Annotated in this window: 17 protein-coding genes and 1 pseudogene; 10 read left to right on the forward strand and 8 right to left on the reverse strand. The window is 60.9% G+C overall.

Going from position 1 to position 15,126, the window contains the following annotated elements:
• A pseudogene (locus tag WB528_RS10230) lies at nt 1-294 on the reverse strand (amino acid ABC transporter substrate-binding protein); the annotation flags it as partial.
• Between the two features lie 126 nt (nt 295-420).
• Nucleotides 421-1,599 carry an MFS transporter gene (locus WB528_RS10235; RefSeq protein ID WP_423888302.1) on the reverse strand — a complete coding sequence of 393 codons (1,179 nt, stop codon included), beginning with the start codon at nt 1,597-1,599 and terminating at the stop codon, nt 421-423.
• A 60-nt stretch (nt 1,600-1,659) separates the two neighbouring features.
• Here WB528_RS10235 and WB528_RS10240 point away from each other — a divergent pair, with 60 nt between their 5' ends.
• Nucleotides 1,660-2,472, forward strand: coding sequence for an AraC family transcriptional regulator (locus WB528_RS10240; RefSeq protein ID WP_423888303.1), 813 nt, complete (start codon nt 1,660-1,662; stop codon nt 2,470-2,472).
• 100 nt (nt 2,473-2,572) lie between these two features.
• Nucleotides 2,573-3,913, forward strand: coding sequence for a malonyl-CoA decarboxylase (locus WB528_RS10245; protein ID WP_423888304.1), 1,341 nt, complete (start codon nt 2,573-2,575; stop codon nt 3,911-3,913).
• 100 nt (nt 3,914-4,013) lie between these two features.
• Here the strand turns inward: WB528_RS10245 and WB528_RS10250 are convergent, their stop codons facing one another.
• The 6 genes from WB528_RS10250 to WB528_RS10275 form a co-directional block, all read right to left on the reverse strand.
• Nucleotides 4,014-4,268, reverse strand: coding sequence for a DUF3297 family protein (locus tag WB528_RS10250; RefSeq protein ID WP_423888305.1), 255 nt, complete (start codon nt 4,266-4,268; stop codon nt 4,014-4,016).
• Nucleotides 4,269-4,282: 14 nt separating this feature from the next.
• Nucleotides 4,283-4,759 carry a glutathione peroxidase gene (locus tag WB528_RS10255; protein WP_423888306.1) on the reverse strand — a complete coding sequence of 159 codons (477 nt, stop codon included), beginning with the start codon at nt 4,757-4,759 and terminating at the stop codon, nt 4,283-4,285.
• 11 nt (nt 4,760-4,770) lie between these two features.
• Nucleotides 4,771-6,174 (reverse strand): amidase family protein, encoded by a 1,404-nt coding sequence (locus WB528_RS10260; RefSeq protein WP_423888307.1) that lies wholly within the window; start codon nt 6,172-6,174, stop codon nt 4,771-4,773.
• 62 nt (nt 6,175-6,236) lie between these two features.
• A complete protein-coding gene (locus tag WB528_RS10265; RefSeq protein ID WP_423888308.1) occupies nt 6,237-6,818 on the reverse strand; it encodes a c-type cytochrome in 582 nt (193 codons plus the stop codon).
• Between the two features lie 76 nt (nt 6,819-6,894).
• Nucleotides 6,895-8,133 carry a PQQ-dependent sugar dehydrogenase gene (locus WB528_RS10270; RefSeq protein WP_423888309.1) on the reverse strand — a complete coding sequence of 413 codons (1,239 nt, stop codon included), beginning with the start codon at nt 8,131-8,133 and terminating at the stop codon, nt 6,895-6,897.
• 210 nt (nt 8,134-8,343) lie between these two features.
• Nucleotides 8,344-8,604, reverse strand: coding sequence for a DUF6894 family protein (locus WB528_RS10275; protein ID WP_423888316.1), 261 nt, complete (start codon nt 8,602-8,604; stop codon nt 8,344-8,346).
• Nucleotides 8,605-8,908: 304 nt separating this feature from the next.
• Between WB528_RS10275 and pqqA the strand changes: the two genes are divergently transcribed.
• The 8 genes from pqqA to WB528_RS10315 form a co-directional block, all read left to right on the forward strand.
• Nucleotides 8,909-8,989: a pyrroloquinoline quinone precursor peptide PqqA gene (pqqA, locus tag WB528_RS10280; RefSeq protein ID WP_012029362.1), complete on the forward strand. Its 81-nt coding sequence runs from the start codon at nt 8,909-8,911 to the stop codon at nt 8,987-8,989.
• 169 nt (nt 8,990-9,158) lie between these two features.
• Nucleotides 9,159-10,082, forward strand: a complete 924-nt coding sequence (gene pqqB / locus WB528_RS10285) for a pyrroloquinoline quinone biosynthesis protein PqqB (RefSeq protein ID WP_423888310.1) — start codon at nt 9,159-9,161, stop codon at nt 10,080-10,082.
• A 26-nt stretch (nt 10,083-10,108) separates the two neighbouring features.
• Complete coding sequence (pqqC, locus tag WB528_RS10290; RefSeq protein ID WP_423888317.1) at nt 10,109-10,861, forward strand: pyrroloquinoline-quinone synthase PqqC; 753 nt, start codon at nt 10,109-10,111, stop codon at nt 10,859-10,861.
• Nucleotides 10,862-10,884: 23 nt separating this feature from the next.
• A complete protein-coding gene (gene pqqD, locus WB528_RS10295; RefSeq protein WP_423888311.1) occupies nt 10,885-11,196 on the forward strand; it encodes a pyrroloquinoline quinone biosynthesis peptide chaperone PqqD in 312 nt (103 codons plus the stop codon).
• Complete coding sequence (gene pqqE / locus WB528_RS10300; RefSeq protein WP_423888312.1) at nt 11,193-12,392, forward strand: pyrroloquinoline quinone biosynthesis protein PqqE; 1,200 nt, start codon at nt 11,193-11,195, stop codon at nt 12,390-12,392. Before pqqD ends, pqqE begins: the two co-directional genes overlap by 4 nt.
• The gene (gene pip, locus WB528_RS10305; protein ID WP_423888313.1) at nt 12,385-13,356 is read left to right on the forward strand and encodes a prolyl aminopeptidase; all 972 of its coding nucleotides are present in this window, start codon (nt 12,385-12,387) and stop codon (nt 13,354-13,356) included. Before pqqE ends, pip begins: the two co-directional genes overlap by 8 nt.
• A 136-nt stretch (nt 13,357-13,492) precedes the next feature.
• Complete coding sequence (locus tag WB528_RS10310) at nt 13,493-14,155, forward strand: hypothetical protein (RefSeq protein WP_423888314.1); 663 nt, start codon at nt 13,493-13,495, stop codon at nt 14,153-14,155.
• A gap of 272 nt (nt 14,156-14,427) precedes the next feature.
• The coding region (locus WB528_RS10315) for an NAD(P)-binding protein (RefSeq protein WP_423888315.1) at nt 14,428-15,126 on the forward strand (699 nt) is incomplete at its 3' end.

A 15,126-nucleotide genomic window follows, 5' to 3' on the forward strand; every position in this document is an offset into this window, starting at 1 on the left:
ATCCCAGGCGCCCCTGGCGGCCGCGTCCGTGATCTGCCCAGAATTCGGAAAGGCGACATATTCGACGGGAACGCCGAGCTGATCGGCCAAGGCTTTGCCGAGGTCGACGGGCACACCGGCATAACCGCTTTCCGTTTTCGTCGACCAATATGCGCCGCCGGCAGGACTGATTCCGATCGCGACCCGCAGCTTGCCGGTCGGCGCGATTTCATCCTTCAAGCCATCGGCGTGTGCGAAACCCGTCATCGCGATCAAAACTCCCAGAAGAAACCCGCCCATGCGCGGCAAAAACATGTGACGCATAACCCTGCTCCCGTCGGCCCGTCTTCAAACATCTATTATGGCCGATCGGCGCAAGCCGTGACACCATGTCTGGAATGAAAATTCGGTAAGGCAGCCATTCGAGCCTGCGGCCAGAGTCTAGCCGGGCTGCGCGGCCGGTGTCCGGGCTTCGACCGGCAGAATGACCGCGGCGGCGATCACGAGCAGGCAAAGGCCTGAAAAGGCGTGCAGCATGGTGACAAATCCACCCTGCTGATAGAGCCAGGCCACGAGCCCGACCGATACACCGGCTGCGGTAAAGCCGACGAAATAACGCACGGCATAGGCCCGCGAACGCCATTCCTCGCTGGTGTACTTGCCGACCATGGCGTCGTTGACGGTTACCTGCCCGAACGCGCCCATCACGATGCCGATGGCGGCGATGATCAGCGGCAGGTTGGAGAGTTCTGCCGCGACGTACAAGAACGGCGCCAGCACGAACGACAGCGGCAACGAGACCGCTTTCAGCGAGTGGCGGTCGATCAGCTTGCCGATAGTGTATTGCGTCATCGCGCCGAACACGTAGACGCCGGCCGCGATCACCCCCAACAACGCGGGGCTTTGGGTAAGGCCGTTCAATCGCTCGGCAAAGAGTTTTGGCAACACCACCGTCACCGCGTTGAAGGTGGTGGAAATCGCGATCACGACAATCAGCAGCGCCACGATCACCCGCCACATATCCGCTTTGGCCACGCGCGCCTGCGCCGCCGCCTGCTTCGCGTTGGTGCGGTCTTCGTGGCTCACCATCGCCATGAAGCAAAGCCCGATCAGGATCGTGACAGCGCCGGGCAGAATAAAGGCCCAGCGCCAGCCGAGATACTGGCCGACAATGCCGGTGACCAGCGCCGAGGACGCCACGCCAAGGTTGCCCCACACGCCGTTGATGCCCATCTGCCGTCCGAGCGTTTCGGCGTAGGAGACGATCATCGCGGTGCCGACGGGATGATAGATCGAGGCGAATATACCGATCGACAGCAGCGCGGCGCCGAGTTCGAGCCGGGTGTTGACGAAGCCAACCGCGATCATCGAGGCGCCGATGCCGATGAAGAAAATCACCATCATGTGGCGGCGGCTCCAGCGGTCGCCGAGCCAGCCGGTCAACAGCGAGCCGGCGCCGAAGGCGACGAAGCCGGGCGTGGCGTAAGGCAACAATTCGGAATAGGTCATGCCGAGCGCGGGCGCCATCACGATGACCGCCGCCGCAAAGATCAGCATCGAATAATGGTCGATGAAGTGCGCAGCGTTGACAAACGAGATGACCCGGGTGGGATTGTTCATGGACGATTCCTGCAATGACCGAAATAGGTTATACGGTCTTGAGCTGACGAGATGCGGCCAATGAATATCGTCGAAAAGCCAATTGCTGCGATCCAGGGGCGCCGGACTTCGACTGGCGACGGCGTTCATCTGGTTGCGAACCACTACAAGAAGGGCGTGCGGCTCGACACTCACATGCATCGCGAGGCGCAGCTCGTGTACGCCGCCAAAGGCACGATGCAAGTGACGACCCCGAGGGGACGCTGGCTGGTGCCACCGGATCGCGCGGTATGGGTGCCGGCACGGCTCGGGCACGCGATCGACGTGCTCGCCGACATCGAGATGCGCACGCTGTATTTCGACCTGAAGTGGCTTGGCCGCGGGAAATTCAGTTCAAGCCTGGATTCCGAATTCGTCGTGCGGGTTTCCGGCTTGTTGCACGAGTCGATCCTCGCTCTGTTCGACGAGCGCGCCGACCCGAAGCGCACGGCGCTCTTGATCCGGCTCGTGATGTTCGAACTGCATCGCGCCGAGGATTCCGCGACCTTCATCCCTCTACCCCAAGAGCCTCGCTGCCGGCAGGCCGCCGAGATCGTGCTGGGCGATCCCGCTGGCTCGCATGAAATCGAGACGCTGGCGCGCAAGGTCGGTACTTCGGCGCGAACATTGTCGCGGCTGTTTTCGTCTGAAACCCAACTAAGCTTCAAAAGCTGGTGCCAGCGGGCGCGGATTGCGGCCGCCATCGAGCGGCTGTCAACTGATACCAATGTCTCAATCAAGAAGGTCGCAGGCGAGCTTGGGTACGGCAGCCTGCCTGCATTTTCGCATGCCTTCCGCCAGGTTACCGGCCGGACGCCAACCGAATTTACCAAAAGGCCTGATTACCGTCGTTAGTCGCAATCAGCATGACAAATTGTTGTGCTTGATACAGGCTCGCTTTGCCTTAAATCAAGGTAACATCCACGCCCACCCAGACGGAATCGATCAGTCAGCGATGGCCAACGCCTTCTTCAGCGACCTGTTAGCAACCATTTCGGAGCGCGGGCGTACGCTGCTCAACCGCGGCAAGCCAGACGACGGAAAGGAAGACGCCGCCGGCCTGATCGAACTCTGCGAGGCGGTATTGTCCGGCCGTGGCGAGGCCTCCGGTACCGCGATGGCCAGCGAAGTTCTCGATCGCTATCACGATCTCGATGCCACGGAACGGCGCAGCTTCTTCCTTGCGCTGGCGCGGAATTTCGGTCCCGACCGAGACAGGGTCAACAAGGCCATCGAAACCTGGATCGCCGAGCCTGGCGAAGGCAATGGTGGCGCCCTCCACTTTGCTTCCGAGCCGAGGCGGCAGGAATTGATCCGGCGGCTGAACCGTGCGCCCGGTGGCACCGCTGATCTGGTCGCGATGCGCGCCGACCTGCTCGGCTTGATAAGCGGCGACAAGGACCTTGCCGCGCTCGACCGCGACGTCGCGCATTTGCTAGCGTCCTGGTTCAACCGGGGATTTCTAGTGCTGCGCAGAATAGACTGGTCGACGCCGGCCAACATTCTGGAAAAGATCATCCGTTACGAGGCCGTGCACGAGATCCGCGATTGGGACGATCTTCGGCGCCGCATCGACCCTGTCGACCGCCGTTGTTACGCGTTCTTTCATCCGGCGCTTGTCGATGAACCCCTGATCTTTGTCGAGGTGGCGCTGACCGAAACCATACCGGGTGCGATTGCGCCGCTCCTTGCCGAAGACCGCGAGCTGGTCCGCGTTGAACGCGCGCGCACGGCTGTGTTCTATTCGATCTCCAATACCCAGCGCGGTCTCGGCGGCATCTCGTTCGGCAACTTCCTGATCAAGCAGGTGGTCGAGGAATTGCGCCGCGAACTGCCGAAGCTGGAAGACTTCGTGACGCTGTCACCGGTGCCGGGCTTCATGTCATGGCTGAAAAACGCGGATGACGTGCCTGTATCCGACGAAGATCGGCCGCTGCTTGAACATCTGGATACGCCTGACTGGTGGAAGAATGTCGAGCTCGAAGGCCAGTTGCGTTCGATCGTCGAGCCGCTGGCGGCCTACTACTTCCTCAAAGCGCGCTCGTCGAAGGGACGCCTGATCGATTCGGTGGCGCGTTTCCACCTCGGCAACGGCGCGCGGCTGGAGCGGATCAACTGGCTGGGCGACACCTCGGCCAAGGGCCTGCGCGAGTCGGCCGGCATCATGGTCAACTACCTCTACCGCCTCGACGACATCGAGAAGAACCACGAGGCCTATGCGAACGAGGGCACGGTGGTCGCCTCCAGCGCCGTGAAGAAGCTGCTCAAGAGCGAGGGCCGCCGGCGGCTCGGGTAGTAGGCACAGCTTGATCGTTTCTTCTAATTCCTCCCCCGCGTAGCGTGGGGGGATTAGAGAGAGTGCGACACGGTCACGCCGCCGGCGCCTTCATCTCCCGTCACGACTGCGGCTTGTCGCGAAAATACGGCTCGACCGGTCCGTGCACCTTGATGGTCAAGGGATTGCCGTAACGATCCTTGGCGTTGCCGGCGGAGACGCGTACCCATCCCTCGCTGACGCAATATTCCTCGACATTGTTCTTTTCGACGCCCTTGAAGCGAATGCCGACGTCGCGCGCCAATACTGCTTCATTGTAATAAGGGCTTTTCGGATCGACACACAGGCGGTCCGGCAATTCATCCGACGCCGTCATTTCATTCTTTTCGTTCACAGCAACGCCTCGATGTCCTTGGTGAGTGACTCCGGTGTCGTGGTCGGCGCATAACGCCCGACCACCTTTCCCGAACGGTCGATCAGAAATTTGGTGAAATTCCATTTGATCGAGGAGCCGAGCAGTCCGGATTTCTCGCCCCTCAGATACTTATACAGCGGATGGGCATTCTCGCCATTGACGTCGATCTTGTCGAACATCGGAAAGCTGACGGCATAATTCGAGGAACAGAATTGCCCGATCTCGGCGGCATTGCCCGGCTCCTGGCGTCCGAACTGGTTGCAAGGGAAGCCGAGCACTGAAAAGCCCCGCGCGCCGAAGCTCTGCTGCAAGGCCTCGAGGCCTTTATATTGCGGGGTAAAGCCGCAGGCGCTCGCGGTGTTGACGATCAGGAGCACCGTGCCCTCGAATCGCTTGAGCGGCGTATCCTCGCCCGCAAGCGATTTGGCGTTGAAATCGTAGATCGAAGCCATGTCCTGCCCCTCTAGCCCGTGACGGGATCGACCACCGAGGACGGCGTGCCCCCGGCCTCGATCGCTTCGCCTGCCGAGAGACAAAGATCTTCCCGATAGCGGCCGGCAACGACCTGAACGCCGACAGGTACGCGTCCCACCAGCCCGGTGGAAACAGTCAGGCCCGGCAGGCCCATGAAGGGGATCGCGATCTGCGGCAGTTGCGCGCGCCAAACGCGCGCGAAGGAAGCGTCGTCCCTGGTGTCGAGCTGATCGGGGAACGGCAGCTCGCCGGACACCGGCATCACCAGCACGGCATATTTCTCGAGAAAGAGCGACCATTCGCGAACCAGCGTCGCGCGCCGCGTCAGCGTCTTCGACAGTGCATCCGTGTCGAACGGAAAGACTTTCGACCGGTTACCACGCAGACAGGCCAGTGCGCCGGGATCGCCCTCTCGCTCGGCGGCCGCAAGCTGGGCTTCATAATTGTCGCCGAGCCAGAGCTTGGTCTGAAGTTCGGCCGCTTCCTTCAGCGGCGGCAGCGATGTGACTTCTTCTACCGTCCAGCCTGCGCGTTCCAGGCGCTTGCCGGCACCGACAACCGCGGCCCTGACCTCGGCCACAGGATCGAGCCCATCCGGATTGATGCACAACGCCGCACGCCTTTTCACCGGCGGGCCTTCCAGCGGCGCCGGCACCCACCAGGGATCGCGCGCGTCGTAGGCGGACATGGCCGCGAGGCCGATCCGCAAGTCGGCGATGGTGCGCGCGAGCGGACCCGACACCGCCGAGATTTGCGGGCCGATGGTGCGCTCGGGCAGTGAGGCGTTGAAGGCCGCAATCCGGCCCGTGGTAGTACGCAAGCCGTGAACGCCGTTGACATAGGCCGGATAACGGATCGAACCGGCGATGTCGGTGCCGTGCGCAATATGGCCGATACCGGCCGCGACCGCAGCCCCCGCACCGCCGGACGAGCCGCCCGGGGTAATGGACGGATCGCGCGGATTCTTGGTGTTGCCGTGGACCAGATTGGTGGTGAACCAACGATAGGAAAACGCCGGGCAATTGGTGCGTCCGAGAATCACCGCGCCGGCCTTGCGCAAACTATCCACCACCGGGCTGTTGTGCTTCGCGATCAGTGCGGCTTGCATCTTCAGCCCGTTGGTGGTGGCAAAGCCGGCCTGGTCGATGTTGACCTTGATCGTTACCGGCACGCCTGCGAGCGGCCCGGCATCCTTGCCTGCCGCGATCGCCGCGTCGACTTCGGCTGCCTGCGACAGCACATCATCGGGGCGATGGTCGACCACCGCATTGATAGCAGGGTTAACCGCATCGAGCCTTTGCAGCGCCGCCAAGGCTGCTTCCTTGGCCGAAACCTTTTTCGTCCGGATCAGGCCGGCCAGTTGCTCGGCCGACAGACGCCAGAGATCTTCCATATGCAACTCCCTTGATCGCGCGGGAAGTTGTAGCGCTGCCGGGACTACAGCGCCATAGCACCCTAGCGATAGTGCGAGATGTAATAAGCGAGCTCGGGGATCTGCTCTTTGGTGACCGAACCCATAACGTCCGCCATGGTGCCGTCATAGCCGTGGCGGCTATTGTCCTTGTATTCGCTGAGCGTCTTGTTGAGATAATCCTCGCGCTGGTTGGCAAGCCGCGGCACGTTTTCCTTCCCGGAAAAATCGGCGTTGTGGCAGCTGTTGCAGCGGTTCGCCCGCGCGAGCGCAAGGCCCCGCTGCATGCGCGCGGGATCGCCGACCTCAGCCGGCGGCTGCGGCTTCGGCAGCTTGGCGATGAAATCGGAAAACTTCTGAAGGTCGTCGTCGGTGAACGACTTCGCGATCTCGTTCATCGGCTCGAAGGTGCGCAGCTTCTCGCGAAACATGAAAAGCTGGATCAGCGCATAGGGCGCCTGCTGGCCGCCGAGCGAGGGGGTGTTTTCCGTCTCCGACTGGCCATGCTCGCCGTGACAGGCAAAACAGGTGACCGCCCGCTGTTCGATGGTTTCCGCCGCGTTGACCGAACCCACCAGCGATGCGAGCGCCAGAGCCGTGAGTATTGTTGCTGTTTTACGCATCATTGGATGCCTCAGGTGTCATTTACAAAATAAAATCGGGGGCGAACCATAAAGGTCGCCCCCGATTGCGGTCCGCGCTTTATTGCGCGGCGACCTTTGCCTTGCCGTAGAAGACGCGATAGACCGCGCCGTTCCAGTCGTCGGAAATGAGCATCGAACCGTCCTTCAGCTGCATCACATCGACCGGACGACCGACATACTTGTTGTCCTGAAGGAAGCCGGTGACGATCGGCTCGAGGTTCTTGACCGTGCCGTCCTTGTTGAGATGGGCGACGACGACATCACCACCGAACTTCTTGGTCCGGTTCCACGAACCGTGGCGGGCGATGATGATCTGGTCCTTGAAGCTCTTCGGGAACATGTTGCCGGTATAGAACCGCATACCGAGCGACGCCGCGTGGGGTCCCATCAGGCCGACCGGAGGCGTGAACTCGCTGCATGAATGGCCCCAGCCGAATTCCGGATCCGGAATGTTGCCCTGGTAACAATAGGGCGCGCCGAAGTCCTCGCCGACCTTGGTGACGCGATTGAGTTCGTCGTTCGGAACGTCCTCCGACAACCAGTCGCGGCCGTTGTCGGTGAAGTAGAGCTGCTTGGTTTCCGGATTCCAGTCGAAGCCGACGGTATTGCGGACGCCAAGCGCGACCACTTCGGCGCCGCTGCCGTCGAGATTGATGCGTCGGATCTGCCCGTGATCCTTGTCATGCAGCACGTTGTTGCCGGGTTGGCCGACCGGGACGTAAAGCTTGTTGTCCGGTCCGATGGCGATGAACTTCCAGCCGTGGGCTTCGTCCTTCGGCAGGTTGTCGTAGATCACCGTGGGCTTCGGCGGGTTGTCGAGATTGTCCTCGATCTTGTCGATCTTCGAGACCTTTGAAAGCTCGGCGATATAAAGCGTGCCGTTCTTGAAGGCCACGCCGTTCGGCCGGTAAAGGCCGGACGCGATGATCTTGACCTCGCGCTTGCCGTCCTTGTTGACGATCGCGTAGACCTTGTCGACCGTGCGGCTTCCGACGAAAACCGTGCCCTTGTCGCCGAGTGCCAGCGAACGGGCATTCGGCATTCCGGCCGCGTAGACCTCGATGTGGAAGCCGGCCGGGACCTTGAGCTTGTCGAGCGGCAGCTTGTCGGGGGCCGCCGCAAGCGGCGGAGCCGCAACCGGCGCCAATTTTTGCGCCGCTTCGCTGTCGGGGCGGCCGATCAGCGGCGAACCCGGCGGAAGTGGCTGGGCCGTCTGCGCGAACGCGCCATAGCTCAACACACCGATAAAGGCACCCGCCAGCAACAGGCTGTGCGGCACCGATGAACTGATCCTCATAATTTTCTCCCTTGATGGAAGTCTTCGACCCATGCACGGGACAAACTCGTCCCTTGCCGGCGGACTTCGTGGCCACACTCTTGAATATTTTTTCGCCCGCGCGCAATCGGAAAACATCTCGAAAGGTCGACTGTGCCGGGCATCGCCTCGCGGAATCGGAGACGCGGGCACCTTGGCTGGCTTCAGCGGCTTCCGGCTGACGGCGCCATATCAATGCTTCGTTGGCATGTCGCTCGTATCGGTGTCGTCAAGGACAGCCTCGGCGAATGGAAATTCGAGCACGATGTCGCCTTCGTCATCGGTCACCTCAAGAACGGCGCGCATGAGGTTCTCCATGCCTTCGATCCTCAATAGCTCGTGGATCATGGCGCGGGCGATCTCCCAGGCGCGATCTGGATTATGCAGTTCTTCACCCTCGGGGTCGGCAATCACCTCGTCGCCGATTCGGGTATTGAAGAAGTATCGCGGCATGGTCGAACCTGTCGGCTTGAGGGTCAGATTCCGGCAGGCGACAGCCCGGCCGTCTTTCACAGTTGCTTTATCTGGGAGTTGGTCGTGCGGGCCGACGGTCCTCTGCGCGGATAGTCTCAAGAAGAACCCGTTGATACGTCATTGGTTTGACGGAAGTCGGGCCCCGATCCGAAATATATGGTGCAACGCAATATTTTCACGGAGATGGTTCCGTCGGAGAAGATTCTACTGGCTAACTTCCCGTTCTCTATATTACTTTGTCAGTAGGGCGGAGTTCGTCCGGTTTCACCCGAGGAGAGTCAAAATGGCTTGGAAAGCACCGAAGATCGTCGAAGTGCCGGTTGGCATGGAAATCAACATGTATGCCTGCGCCGCCCGCAAGTAAGCGGACGAAACAGCTTCATTCTGACCAAGGTGGATTGCTGGGAGTGACGCGTCCCCGGTTGGGAACGTTTCGCACCTGCATCCACCTTTGTAATTTTGAGAATACTTAGTTTTCAGAATACCTCGACGGCCAGGGATCGGGGTTCGAGGGATTCCACGGGAGACGGATCATGTTGCGCGTCGTCATCCTGGGCGCCGCGGCAGGTGGTGGCGTTCCGCAGTGGAATTGCGGCTGTCGGATTTGTCAGGCCGCGCGTACCAAGCACACCGAACTTCAGAGCACGCAGGCTTCGCTCGCGATCAGCGCCGACGGCAATCACTGGTTCTTGATCAATGCTTCACCAGACCTGCGCCAGCAACTGATCGCAACACCGCAGCTTCACCCTGCCCCCGGCAAACTGCGTCACTCGCCGATCGCAGGCGTGATCCTGACCAACGGCGAAATTGACGCGATCGCCGGGCTATTATCGATGCGCGAGGGATGGCCTTTCGCGATCTACGCACACGCCAAGGTGCTGGCGACGTTGAAGTCCAACAGCATCTTCAACGTGCTCAACGAAAAGACCGTGCGCCGCCAGCCGATCGAGATCGAGCATACCTTTGAACCGGCGCTTCCTGACGGATCGCCCTCGGGCCTTGATATCCTTCCGTTCGAGGTCACCGGCAAGGGCGCGTGGTATCTCGAAGGACAGCCGCGGGCCACGAATGAAGCAGGCGATACGCTCGGCCTTCGCATCCGCGACAAGGCAACGGACAAGTTCTTCTACTTTCTGGCCGCTTGCGCCGAGGTAACGGACGATCTCAAATCGAGGTTGAAAGGCGCGCCGCTGGTGTTCTTCGATGGCACGGTCTGGCGGGACGATGAATTGATCGCGGCCGGCCTCGGCACCAAGACCGGGCAGAGCATGGGCCATATCGCGATGTCGGGCGAGCGAGGCGCGATCGCCTCTCTCGGGAGTCTTGGCATCGAGCGGAAGATATTCTTGCATATCAACAACTCGAATCCCGCGTTGTTGCATGAATCCGAGGAGCGCCACGCCGCCGAACACGCGGGCTGGTGCATTCCCGCGGATGGAACGGAGATCACGCTTTGAATGCCACGACCATGAAGCTGGAAGGGATGACCGCGCTGTCGCTCGGCGGCAAAACCGTACTGAACAACGCGGCGGAACTGGAAGCCGCGCTCCGCTATATCGGAGAGACGCGCTATCACAGCCTGCATCCGTTTCACAAACTGTTGCACGGCGGCAAGCTCAACAAGGGACAGGTGCAGGCCTGGGCGCTCAACCGATACTATTATCAGAGCACGATCCCGATCAAGGATGCGGTCGTGATCTCGCGCTTTCGCGACCGCAACACCCGTATGGAATGGCGGCACCGGATCGAGGATCACGACGGCGATCTCGGCGCCGAAGGCGGCATCGAGCGCTGGCTGAAACTGACCGAAGGCCTCGGTTTGGATACCGCTTACGTCGAATCCACCGAAGGCATTTTGCCGGCGACGCGCTTTGCCGTGGAGGCCTATGTGCACTTCGTGCGCGACAAGAGCCCGCTCGAGGCCATCGCTTCGTCACTCACGGAACTGTTCGCGCCGAACCTGCACGAGGAACGCATCTCCGGCATGCTGGCGCACTATAGTTTTGTCAATCCGGACATCATGAGCTATTTCAGCCGCCGCCTCACCCAGGCGCCGCGCGATGCCGGTTTCGCGCTCGATTACGTCAAGGCCCATGCCAAGACGCCGGAACAGCGCGAGGCGGTTTGCAACGCGCTGATCTTCAAGACGAACGTGCTATGGGTTCAGCTGGATGCGCTGTATCATGCCTATGTCGAAGGACATGTTCCGCCGGGAGCCTTTGTTCCAAAGGCTTGAGCGAGTTGCAATCGGGAAAGACAATGCCGTCAGGCCGTAACATCAGTGTCAACGAGGCGAGCCGGCCGAAATTGCCGCGCCACGCCAGGCTGAAATTCGATGAGACGCGGCAGGTCTGGGTGCTGCTCGCGCCCGAGCGGGTGCTTGCGCCCGACGAAATCGCAGTCGAAGTGTTGCAACTATGTGACGGCGCCCGCAGCGTTGCCGATATGGTGGACCTGCTCGCCGCCAAATATGCCGCGCCGCGCGAAGCAATCGCCGCAGACGTGGTGGTCATGCTGCAGGACCTCGCCGACAAAGGCTTTCTCACCGAAGCGCGCGAAAAAACATCATGAGCCCGACGCTGACCGATGCAAACCAGACAGTGGCCGATCTCAATGACGGGCTCGCGGCGCTGGAGCGGCGTGGCTCGACGGCAGAGACCTATGGCATTCCGCTCGCGGTGCTCGCTGAGGTCACGCATCGCTGCCCGTTGCAATGTCCGTACTGCTCGAACCCGGTCGAACTCGATCGCGCGGGCAACGAACTCACCACCGTCGAATGGAAGAAAATCCTTTCGGAACTGGCCGAAATCGGCGTGTTGCAGATTCACTTCTCCGGCGGCGAACCAACGGCGCGCAAGGATCTGGTCGAACTGGTCCAGCATGCGAGCGATGTCGGCCTCTATTCCAACCTGATCACCTCGGCCGTCCTGCTGACGCGCGAAAAGCTTTCAGCGCTCGCCGGCGCTGGTCTTTGTCATGTGCAGATCAGCTTCCAGGGCAACGAGCCTGTGGTGGCCGACCGCGTCGCCGGCTTCAAAGGGCATGCCAAGAAGCTCGAAGTCGCCAAATGGACGCGCGAACTCGAACTACCGCTGACGGTGAACGCGGTTATGCATCGCCAGAACCTGCATCAACTGCCTGACATCATCCAGATGGCGGTCGATCTCGACGCCGACCGGCTGGAAGTCGCCAACGTGCAATATTACGGCTGGGCGCTGAAGAACCGCGCCGCGCTGATGCCGACGCTGGAGCAGATCGAGGAAACGAGCCGTATCGTCGAGGAAGCGCAAGTGCGATTGAAGGGCATTCTCGCCATCGACTATGTTGTGCCGGATTACTACGCGCTACGGCCGAAGAAATGCATGGGCGGGTGGGGACGTCAGTTCTTCAACATTTCGCCGGCCGGAAAAATCCTGCCGTGTCACGCCGCCGAAAGCATCACCGGGCTCGAATTCCTCTCTGTGCGCTCGAATCACTCGATTGCCTGGATCTGGCAGAACTCGGAGGCCTTCAACCGCTATCGCGGCACCGGCTGGATGCCCGAGCCGTGCAAGAGTTGCGAGTTCAAGGAGGTCGATTTCGGCGGCTGCCGCTGCCAGGCCTTCGCGCTGACCGGCGATGCCGGCAATACCGATCCGGCCTGCACGTTGTCGCCCCATCATGAGCGGATCTTCAAGGTCGCGGCCGAGGAAGCAGCCGGCAACCACAATCGCTTCATCTATCGCAATTTTGCAGGCGGTACGCCGGAGACGGACGATCTTGCCTGACGCTGGCAACCGGCGCAGCGATCCGTTCGCGCCACTGACATCTGAACTGCTGCCGGTCGGCGACGGCCACGACATCCATGTCGAGAGCGTCGGTCGCGAAGGCGGCATTCCCGCCGTCTACCTGCATGGCGGCCCCGGTAGCGGCTGCCAGCCCGATCATCGGCGCCTGTTCGATGCCGAGCGTTTCCACGCGGTGCTGTTCGACCAGCGCGGCGCCGGCCGCAGCCGCCCGAAGGGGCGGCGCGAGCACAATACTTTGCCGCATCTGATCGCGGACATGGAAACGATCCGCGAGAAATTCGCCTTCGAGCAATGGATGGTGGTCGGCGGCTCCTGGGGCGCCACGCTGGCGCTGGCGTATGCACAAACCCATCCCGATCGTGTTTCAGGCATCGTGTTGCGCGCCACATTCCTCGGCACCCGCGCCGAACTCGAAGGCGCCTTCCTCGAAACGCTGCCGCGCTTCTATCCCGGGCTCAGCGAAGATTTCATTAGCTTGTTGCCGGCGGCTGAACACAGAAAGCCGCTGGACGCCTACTGGCGCCGCATTCTTGATTCCGATATCGTCGTGCACGCGCCATTCGCCCGTGCCTGGCACGATACGGAGCGAATTTTGTCGGAGCACGTGCCCTCGCGCACAAGGCTGGATCTAGCATCGCTGAAATCGACAGGCGCCCTGCCCGCCACGCCCTTCATGGAAGCGCATTACTTCGCCAACGATTGCTTCATGAAGCCCAACCAGCTTCTGGATGACGTGCAAAAACTCAAGGGCATTCCCGGCTTCATCGTGCAGGGGCGCTTCGATCTGTTGTGCCCACCCGCGACCTCGCACGCGCTTGCAGCCCGGTGGCCAGATGCCGAGCTTCGCATCGTGCAGGGCGCCGGCCATACGTTGTATGATCCAGGCATCCGCGATGCCGTGATGAAAGCGATCGCGGATGCTGCGTCGAAGGTCGAGCGCTGACACCGTCATTGCGAGCGCCAGCGAAGCAATCCAGAATTGCTTGGGGCACTGGATCTTCGTCGCTAACGCTCCCTTGCGCAAACGCTTTGCGTTTGTCCCACGCAATGACGACGATAGAGCATGGAGACTCTGAAAAATGCCGATCGCCGGAAAAGGCATGTTGCTGACGTCGATGGATATCGACCCCGACCACGAGACCGATTTCAACCGCTGGTATGATCGCGAACATCTGGAAGAACGTGTCGCGATCGAAGGTTTCATCGAGGCGCGGCGTTACGTGGCCATCGAAAGCTCTATGCCGAAATATCTGAGCCTCTATTCGACCGAAACGTTTGAGGTGCTCGACAGTCCCGCCTATCGCGCGGCGCTCGCGAACCAGACCGTCTGGTCGAAACAAAATATCGCGCGTTTCAGGAACATGATCCGCGGCGTGGCGCGCATCACGGTCAGCCGTGGCAAGGGCCGTGGCGCGGCGCTCGGCATCATTCGCTTCCGCCCCGCACGCGGAAACGAAAATCTGTTTCGTGGCGCTCTCGGCGAGGCCTTCGATCCAGCCTCCCACGACAATATTATTTCGATGCACCTGATCGAAAATGATGCCGCGCTGTCGAAGTCCCTGGCCGATAATCCATCTACGTCCCCGGGAACCAACGATTGGTTCGGCTTGATCGATGCCACCGATGTAAGTCCGGCGCATACCGCCGTAAGGCGTTTAATCGACAGCATGGGTTTCAAGTCTGAAGTGATTTCGAACGGCGTCTATCGCTTGCTGTGGGACATCGCCAAAACTGACATTTAAGGCGGACATTTCATGGGAAGAAATGTTCCTAACAAGCGGACCGCCATTTTGTCATGTTGCACCGCCACATAAGCCGGATTCTATGCGTTGGTATTACCCAACTCACTAAAGCTGATGATCGCGCAAAATTGGCTTTGGAGATCAGCTTGATTGGCTTTAATACGAGAAACCGATGAAGCCATTCAAGAACCGGAAAGAACGCCGCATCGAGCGTTCGCAAGCAAATAAGGCCGCGCTGTTCTGAAGTGTTGCTGGGCGCGGATAAGGTAGGAATGAAACCGACTGATATCTCGGCGCCGGACTACTTCCATAAAGTCGTCGACTGCCAATGGGCCTGCCCCGCGCACACACCCGTCCCGGAATATATCCGCTTGATCGCCGAAGGCCGCTATAGCGACGCCTACATGATCAATTGGAAATCGAACGTGTTTCCGGGAATTCTCGGACGCACCTGCGATCGCCCGTGCGAGCCCGCCTGTCGCCGCGGCCGGGTCGAGGAAACTCCGGTTGCGATCTGCCGCCTCAAGCGCGTCGCGGCCGACTTCAAGGATGACGTCAAGGGACGCATGCCGCGCCCGTCATCCAAGAACGGCAAGCACATCGCGATCATCGGCGGTGGTCCGGCCTCGCTGACGGTAGCGCGCGATCTCGCGCCGCTCGGGTATCACTGCACCGTGTTCGACCAGGACCCGAAGGCCGGCGGCATGATGCGGACGCAAATTCCGAAATTCCGTCTGCCGGATTCGGTCGTCGACGAGGAAACCGACTACATCCTCAACCTCGGCATCGAGTTCAAGGCCGGCACGCGCATCGACAGCCTGAAGAAATTGCTGTCTGAAAATTACGACGCGATCTTCATCGGTTCCGGCGCGCCGCGCGGCCGCGAGCTCGGGATTCCCGGCCGCAAAGAGGCCGCCGGCCATATCCATATCGGCATCGACTGGCTTTCCAGCGTGTCGTTCGGCCATGTC

Origin of the sequence: Bradyrhizobium sp. (assembly GCF_049586575.1) — a bacterium.
Lineage (GTDB): Bacteria > Pseudomonadota > Alphaproteobacteria > Rhizobiales > Xanthobacteraceae > Bradyrhizobium.